The organism is Paenibacillus sp. P4_A7 (assembly GCF_056402455.1).
This window is the reverse complement of the sequence record NZ_JBFUHJ010000236.1, coordinates 1-8,264: the sequence shown is the minus strand read 5'-3', so window position 1 is coordinate 8,264 and position 8,264 is coordinate 1. Positions and strand designations below refer to the sequence as shown.

Annotated in this window: 7 protein-coding genes; 4 read left to right on the top strand and 3 right to left on the bottom strand. The window is 40.2% G+C overall.

What is annotated here, in order from left to right; all coding sequences use genetic code 11:
- The first annotated feature begins 134 nt into the window (after nt 1-134).
- The gene (locus AC1DWN_RS21885; protein ID WP_477561019.1) at nt 135-1,232 is read left to right on the top strand and encodes a GerAB/ArcD/ProY family transporter; all 1,098 of its coding nucleotides are present in this window, start codon (nt 135-137) and stop codon (nt 1,230-1,232) included.
- Entirely contained in the window at nt 1,232-2,344 is a 1,113-nt protein-coding gene (locus tag AC1DWN_RS21880; RefSeq protein ID WP_477561018.1) for a Ger(x)C family spore germination protein, read from the top strand. Before AC1DWN_RS21885 ends, AC1DWN_RS21880 begins: the two co-directional genes overlap by 1 nt.
- Before the next feature lie 76 nt (nt 2,345-2,420).
- On the opposite strand, the gene AC1DWN_RS21875 is transcribed toward AC1DWN_RS21880, so the two are convergent.
- Complete coding sequence (locus AC1DWN_RS21875) at nt 2,421-3,428, bottom strand: HD-GYP domain-containing protein (protein ID WP_477561017.1); 1,008 nt, start codon at nt 3,426-3,428, stop codon at nt 2,421-2,423.
- A 127-nt stretch (nt 3,429-3,555) separates the two neighbouring features.
- The gene (locus AC1DWN_RS21870) at nt 3,556-4,413 is read right to left on the bottom strand and encodes an AraC family transcriptional regulator (protein WP_477561016.1); all 858 of its coding nucleotides are present in this window, start codon (nt 4,411-4,413) and stop codon (nt 3,556-3,558) included.
- A gap of 129 nt (nt 4,414-4,542) precedes the next feature.
- On the opposite strand from AC1DWN_RS21870, the gene AC1DWN_RS21865 reads away from it, so the two are divergent.
- Nucleotides 4,543-5,442, top strand: a complete 900-nt coding sequence (locus AC1DWN_RS21865; protein WP_477561020.1) for a phytanoyl-CoA dioxygenase family protein — start codon at nt 4,543-4,545, stop codon at nt 5,440-5,442.
- A gap of 393 nt (nt 5,443-5,835) precedes the next feature.
- Nucleotides 5,836-6,108 (top strand): hypothetical protein, encoded by a 273-nt coding sequence (locus tag AC1DWN_RS21860; protein ID WP_477561015.1) that lies wholly within the window; start codon nt 5,836-5,838, stop codon nt 6,106-6,108.
- A gap of 35 nt (nt 6,109-6,143) precedes the next feature.
- On the opposite strand, the gene AC1DWN_RS21855 is transcribed toward AC1DWN_RS21860, so the two are convergent.
- The coding region (locus AC1DWN_RS21855; RefSeq protein WP_477561014.1) for a GH39 family glycosyl hydrolase at nt 6,144-8,264 on the bottom strand (2,121 nt) is incomplete at its 5' end.

The window sequence follows — 8,264 nt, the reverse complement described above, 5'->3', positions numbered from 1 at the left end:
CTAGCTCCTTGGAGATTTGCTGATATGAAAGATGTATTTATTCGTATGCCTCTATGGACGATGATCAAGCGACCTAAAAGTACTAGTGCAGTTCAATCTGTCAGACTAGATAATTCTCAGAAAGGGGAAGAACCATGAAAAAATACGCCTTAAATGAAATTACTTTTATGCAGTTTATTTTTATCGTCCATGGAGCTCAAGTAGCTACAGGTATATTCTCACTGCCAATGGATTTGGCAATTAAAGCAGGAACCGATGGCTGGATATCCCTCCTTATCGGCTATGTCATCAGCATGATCGCCTGTATTATAATCGTGCTGGCTTTTAAAAAATACCCCACCGATACATTGCCAGATCTGTTAAATCGCCTATTTGGCAAAGTCATCGGAAAGATTTTAATCATCCCAGTCATTGCTTATTTTGTATTATTTGTTTATACGGTACTTACATTCACCATGCTCTTCGTAAAGCACTGGTTTTTACCGCTAACTCCGGACTATCGGATCATGATTTTATTGATTGTCCCAGGGTATTTTGTTGCTCGCAGCGGTTTGCGTGTATTAGGACGATACAATGAACTCGTTTTTTTTCTAATGCTCTGGATGCCACTTATCCTAATGGTCCCTTTGAAAGAAAGTCATTGGATTCACATGCTTCCTGTTATCAAAGAAGGATGGGGGCCAATTTTTGATGGAGTACAAACGACCATATATTCTTTTCAGGGTTTTGAGTGCTTGTTTTTTATTTATCCTTTTCTACAGAAAAAGGAGCTTGCTGTTCGTGGAGTCATTATTGCCAATTCATTGACTTTAATCGTTTACCTAGGAATCACCTTACTTTGCTTCACATATTTCAGCCCCGATGATATTACAAGCTATAATCAACCACTGCTGAGTTTCTTGAAAGTCGTTGAATTTCGGTTTCTTGAACGCTTTGACATGATTTTTTTAGCTCTTTACCTATTTATCATTTCAACCGCTTGGCTGACTCATATGTTTGGAGCGGTCTTTAGCACAGGCAAATTGTTTGGGAAGGAAGCTCCACCTCTATATGCCGCTGTATTCTTCCTGCTAATTATTACACTTATTATTGCTGTCCATCCATCATGGAATCAGGCGCAACAATGGCAGAAAAATATAAGTGAAACAGGATTATGGTTTGCCTATGTGTTTCCATTTTTTCTATACCTGTATGTCCTTCTCTATAAACGTTTTACGAGGAGAGTATCTTAATGAAACGTGTTTACCTATTTTGTTTGCTGATGGCACTGTCAATCCTTCCGGGTTGTGTGGATCAAATCAATATTGAAGACATCTCGCTTTCCCTGGTACTGGGAATTGATCTCGATGAAGAGAACCGCCTTGTCATTTCATCAACCAGCCCTGTATTTAATTCAGAGGCGAAAGAAAAGGAAGAGACTACTTTCGTTCAAGCCCTTACACTTCGCGAATCCAAGCGACATTTTGATGCCACGGTCACTGCTTTAACTAGCCGAGGCAAGCTCCAAATGCTGCTCATTGGCAAACGTGTTCTACAGCACAAAGACTGGTTCCCTGTTTTAGATGTCGTCTATAGGGATGGTAAAAATACGGTTATGACTCGAGTCGTTATGGTTGACGGTCCTGTTACGGATGTTATCAAGTTCAAGCCCAAAGACAAGCCACGTCTACCTATCTATTTGACAAAGCTGATTGAAACCGCTCACCAAAGAAATATTACAGTAGCAACGACCGTTCAAGAGCTTCGCCGTCAATTTGTAGAAAAAGGTTTAACGCCTAGTATTTCAGAGATTAAAAAAGATGGACAAATTATACTGAAGGGCTCAGCGCTTTTGGCGCAGTCCGGTAAATACAAACTGTCCATTAATTCTGATGAAACCCAACTGCTCCGAATCATGCAGCATGAAACAGCGGGGGAGTTCTCATTTACGATTCACGTTCCCGAACTGTCGAATGAGGGAATTTTCCATAAGGATACTCTAAACATTTTGCCTGAGGCCATTTCTGTTAAAACAAAAACAAACTATAAGGATGACAAGTTTATATTTGATATCGGAGTTAACATGAGAATATCCATAAAGGAGCGCTTATTTCCTTTTGACGTCAAGCGGGAAGCACCTAAATTGGAAAAGGAAATTGAAGACGAGCTGCAAAAGCAATTTCTTCAATTGATAAAAAAAATCCAAAAAGCCAAAATCGACCCGATTGGGCTCGGAATGTATGCGAGAGCTTATGAGTATTCCCATTGGAAAAAAGTTCAGGATAATTGGGAGGATACCCTGTCGAAAGCAGAAATCAATGTGAAGGTCAAAACAAAGATTCAAGCAATGGGATCGATAAAGTGATGTTTTAATATAAAGAAAGCCGTAAATGATAGCATCATTTACGGCTTCCTTAGGTCTATTTATAGAATTCAACTCACTAAGCAATGATCTCTCGAATATGTATATCTCTGTCCTGGCTCAAATCCAAAAAATGATCTTTCACTTTAATTAGCGGTGTTTCAAGGCTATGAGGATTGAGGTATACAACCTCTCCTTGACTATTATTCGTTAATACTACACGTTTTCCTACGAGTCTTTTCATAACATTTTCAATAAAGACGGATATGATTTGTGGATTTAGAGCCCCAAATTTACCATCACTCATTTGCCTAATGATTTCATGAAAAGAAAGCGGATCATGATAAGGCCTTTTGGAAGACATCGCATGAAAAATATCTGCTACAGCAACGATAGAACTAAATAGATCGACTTGGCCTTTGCCAAGTCCTAATGGATAACCTCGGTTATCTTCACGCTCGTGATGCTGAAGAGCAACTAGTGCTACTCTTTGGCTTAATCCCACTGTGTTTTTTAATAAATCATAGCCGTAGATGGTATGCTTTTTAACGAGTTGGAATTCATCATCTGTTAGCTTTCCAGGTTTATTTAAAATTTCTATTGGAATTCTCACTTTACCAACATCATGCAGTGTAGCTGCAAGCGTCAAAATGGAAAGCTCTGACTCATCTAGATTCATCCATTTCCCAATAAGCGTCGACAAAACGCCGACCCCAATATTATGTTGATACGTATATTCATCTCTAGCTTTTATCGTTTCAAACAAATCAAATATGTTTGCGGTTTCAGAAATTTGTTGAATTACTGGCACTATATCTTTCCGAAACTCCATTAAAGGAACCTTTCGTAATGMAGGTATCGACTCAAACAATACTTTAGATAACCCCACTGTATGCTGCATCAGCTCACTTGAGCGAAAAGTTTCTCTAACTGGAGATTCGACCATTACAACTGATTCTATATCTACCTTATGTTTAATCATGATTTGAATAGATTCATAATTAAGGATCGTTTGGGCAGGAACGATCGTAACGCCATATGCGTTAAGAACATCATGCTTCGCTGTCTTGCCTATAAAATGCTCCATTATTTTTGCCCCCTGTGCATCATGCTCTACGAAAATATTTTACCATAAAATTAACCAAATTAGTTCTAATATATATTTTCAGTATAATTGTGAAATGAATTCTATTATTAATATGTTTTAAACGCCATCATTGTTGTTGCTTACGAAAATTAGTAGGAGAAACACCATAATAGGATGTAAATTGTTTGGTAAAATGATGAATGGATGAATATCCCAAAATGTCGGCCAATTCTGTTATGGAGAGATTGTTTTCCATCAGGGAGACAGCAGCTTGCTTCATGACCGCTTTGGTCCAAAATGCCTTAGGAGACATGTCCGTCGTTTGCTTGAACAGCTGATGGAACTGCGTTTTTTTCAAGCCGCTTAACTTCAGCCAGCTCTCGTAGTTACATCCAGCACTAGCTTCTCTCTGAATCCGTTCCATGATGATCTTAATTCTAGGATCGATAAACGGTTTATTTTGAGAAACTTGGATGACCTCCAAAATAAATGCTTTTAATAAACTACTTGTAATTATATTGAAATTAACATCCTTTTTCTGATGCTGCTGTACGATATGAGTAAAAATCTCGGCCAGTCCGCTATGATGCTGTAAAGGGATGACTGAAGGTAGCTGGTCTAATTCGGTATCCTTAATCACACGTGTTAACAACAGCTTATCAAGCTTTGCTATTTCAAATGTCAAATGGATTTCAGTCGTTATTGGCTTATCCTGCCACAACTCACAATACACATTATAGGTAGAAAGCTGATTATCGTGGTCGGAAAGGAAAGAATGCTCACTTGCGGGTGGTAGATAGATCAGATCACCCTTTTGAATGGAATAGGAGTTCGGCGGTACTATTATTTTTCCTCTTCCGCTTTCAACGAAATGAAAAGCATAACAATACCCGAAGCGACCCGAATCACCAGTCGTTCTTTCGTGATGGAACTTATAATGATGAGCGACTCTAATAATAGGACAAATTTCGATGACAGTATTCATATTCACTTCTTCCCCCTTGACCTTATAATAACAAAGGCATGGACGATAATATAGAAATGTTTCCGGAAGTATTGATAAACAATCGTACTCATATCTAAATACAGATTTCCCTACTATTTGCTACTATAAATTCAAATACAAGTATCAACAAGGAGGGTTCATACCATTATTATCCCATCAAGCAACGGAAGTTTAACTAAAGAGCAGGTCGACTTCTATAATGAGCAAGGGTATATTGTGCTTCCCAATCTATTATCGGAACAGGATTTGGAGCCTGCCAAGGAAGCGATGAATCAGAAGGTATCATTAATTGCAGAAGAGTTATTGCAAGCAGGACTCATTAGCGATAAATTAGAGCATCGCCCCTTCAAATACAGATTGGCAGAGTTATTCAAAGATTTGACCTCAGAAGAGTTCCTTAAATTTGGAAGGAGCTGGCGTGACAGACTACCAGGTTATTTCCATCTAATGAGTAATCCCAAAATTTTGGACGCTGTGGAATCGTTAATCGGCGGTGAGTTATTTTCAAATCCGGTATATAACACAAGGCCCAAAATTCCGAAGGTTGCAGCAGGGGCAGTACCTTGGCACCAAGATAAATCATATTGGCCTGATGCAAATTCGAATCCCGTCATTACCGTTTGGATTCCTCTTGTTGATGCTAATGAAGTTAATGGTTGTTTGAATATCAAGCCTAAAACTCATCGCACAAAGCTGTTGGAATGGCATACGGAAGGTTCTACTGGCACGGGGTACACAGCATTGAAAGAAAACCAGCTTGGGAAAACAAAAACCGTTGTGTTACCGGTTCCAGCTGGAAGCGCCATTCTCTTTAATGATCGCTGCCTCCATATGTCGACACCTAATGAATCAGATGAAGTACGCTGGAGCGTAGACTTGCGATATCAACCGACGGATCAAGATAGGATGCCTTCACATGGAGCAGGCTTCCTTGCTAGAAGCTATCTTCACCCTGAACGTGTAGCAGCTTTGGAAGATTGGCTTGCAGAAAAACCTGAACACGAATAATAAGTTTAAGAATAGTGAGGGAAGCGTTACAAAATTGATTCGTAGCTCCAACTAGTATCCTTAATATTGAAAAGCAACCAGCCAGYAGAGCCTCTTGTGCTCTGCTGGCTGGTTGCTTTTATCCTCCGAATTATCGACTACTCTAGTCTCCCCCGTTAATGAATAATTGCTGCTTACCACTTCGTTGAAGGATGTATCACCACACACTAAGGCGTGTCCTGAAGTCGTTTTCGTCACCCTGTTTTACGAGTTAAACGGTACTACAAAAAGTTGGTACTTATGCTTTATGGTAATGACCAATACAATGAGGTTGAAAGTTAATTTTTACATTTAAGTTCTGAGGTAACATACGACCCAACCTCAATGATTACAAAGGTTAGGAGAGATAGTGCGGTGAAAACACTTAATGAAAGAGCATCCTGTTTAAAGGACTATGAAGTAGAGTGTTACAGCATTTGTTATTTCCTGTTACAGAAAGAAAACTTGGCTATTGATACGGCAAAAAGAGTATTAAAACAATTGCTCTATGATGATGGGTTTTACATGAAAGACGGAGAGCAAAGAAAAACGGAATTACACAAACTTACTAAGAAATTCGCCATAAAGGCCTACCAAATAAACGTCGCAAATTTCAGAAGCAGCTATCTGAAAAAAGCTGAATCATAAAGACAAATGTTTGCCTATACTGTCCAGCCCTCTATTCATCCAATCAGTTCCACCAGCTGTACTTCATGCGGAGACAATGTGGTCACTAACGTATAGGTGCCCGCTATTTCGACCTGTTCAAACGTTAATTGTGGGCAGCTCGCTTGCTTCAAATAGTCCACAGTGTCAGTGTCCATCTGTAAGGGCGCTCCCATTTGCACCCACAAGTCGAATGCGCTTCCACTCTGCCTGTTGATCGTATGTCGTTTGAGCGTGTATGATCCCGGTCGAAGGTCTGTTAGCTCCAATGTCAGCTCTTTGGACCCGCTTTCTTCAAACACATCGTATCTGTTCGTACGGCTAATTAACGAGGCATCTCCTTTGCGGTACAATGAATCGATATGCACATAAGCATACATCAGCACCTGTAGCCCCTTTTCACTTCTAGTCATGTAATATCCCTTACCTCGATCAACGAAATTGCGGCCTAATTTTGATAGCAGCCTGAAGGCATAAAAAGCTGGCTTCGGTATGCCGTTATACGTCATCAAACCCAGGCCACCGTGAAACAGCTCTGATGACATTTTGAACTCTTCAAGCAGGTCAGTCGCCGTCCAGTAGCCAAAACTATGTAGCCCATCCATATTCTCCAGCACATTTTTCACGATGTACGCCGCTTTAAAGCACGTATCATTTACCAAGTCACGGTGAGATCCCGTGGCATTCCATTCTGTCATATGAAGTTCAGGTGCATAACCTCCTGAAGCTTCTGATACGGTTTCTTTCAATTTAGCTATCACTTTCGATAAATATTCTGTATCCGCTGAAAGTTCAATACTTTGAAACAAAAGATTAGGGTATTGCTCATAATCTAACCGGATATCATCGGAGTATCTTTGTGCTTCATCATATGGGTAGCTGTGGAAGGAAATAAAATCAGGCTCTGCTTGTCGTATGCTCACATCGTGCACAAAGCGGGTCAACCAATCCCTCTGCATCAAGGTAATCGACAAAACACCTGGCCCCCCTACACGCAGCCCGGGATCTAGGGATTTGATGGTTTGATAGGTGGAGATGAACAGCTCGCAGTATGCCTCATATGTATCTGGCCAAAAAATATAGATTTCCGGTTCATTCCACACTTCAAAATACCATTGTCGAACCTCATGAATACCATATTTTCGAACGTAATGCGCAATAAATTGATGAATCATCTGGTTCCACTTACCAAGGTCCTTAAGTTTGCCTACAATGCTCTTTTTATAAAAAACAGTCTCGCATTCCTCTCCCGCAAGCTGACGCGGTAGAAAGGAAAGCTCCAGAAACGGTTTCAGCCCTGATGCAAGTAAAAAATCAAACAATGAATCGCTATAAGCAAAGTTTAGGTTGACTTCCCCTCGTTCATTCTCGCCATATATCATCATCTCATCATCAAAAATACCGTGAAAACGAACATACTGAAAGCCGATTTCCCGCTGCACTCTCTCGATGTGCTTTTGCACCTCTGCAAACAAAACCTCCTTGGCTTTGCCCACCGTCATCAACTTTTTCCAGGTGTGAGCAATTTCGATTGCTGCTTCAGACTCTAGCGAAATCTTGTTAGTCTGTTTTTGTGAAGTAAAGGGGACAGATAAGCTTGAAGTTACTTGAACGGACCTTTCAGGAAGATATTTGAATAGCGACTCGAACGCTTGTGAAGGATTCATTTCAAAATAGTTAAAATGGCTCACGCTGCTTTTCTGAAACACACTACGTCCATTCAAGACCATTTTCCGATATTCACCAGGTGTTTGCCTATAAAATTGTTTAAAAACCGCATTAAATGATTTTAAGTTCGGAAACCCGTGATCATGGGCGATTTGTGTAATTGATAGATTTTTAAATGTCAAATCTTTTACCGCTYTGTCCAAACGTACCGCATTCACATATTTTGTAAAGGAGGTACCCATATATTCCTTGAAAAACCGCGACAAATATGGAACAGTCAAATATTCCTGAAGCGCCAACTGTTGGATATTGATTGCCCGGTTGTAGTTTTCCTTCACATAGGAGGTAATTCGCAGGAGCCGCTCACGATGCTTATCATCATGCTTCTCGGGGCTAAGGTCTTGCACGCGAAATCCCTGCAATAAGAAGGCTAAATTAAGAAGAAGTGACTGTATGCGAAGCGTGTACCC

Coding starts and splice junctions, on each gene's coding strand:
- AC1DWN_RS21885 (WP_477561019.1), top strand. CDS start 135: ATGAAAAAATACGCCTTAAATGAAATTACTTTTATGCAGTTTATTTTT.
- AC1DWN_RS21870 (WP_477561016.1), bottom strand. CDS start 4,413: ATGAATACTGTCATCGAAATTTGTCCTATTATTAGAGTCGCTCATCAT.
- AC1DWN_RS21880 (WP_477561018.1), top strand. CDS start 1,232: ATGAAACGTGTTTACCTATTTTGTTTGCTGATGGCACTGTCAATCCTT.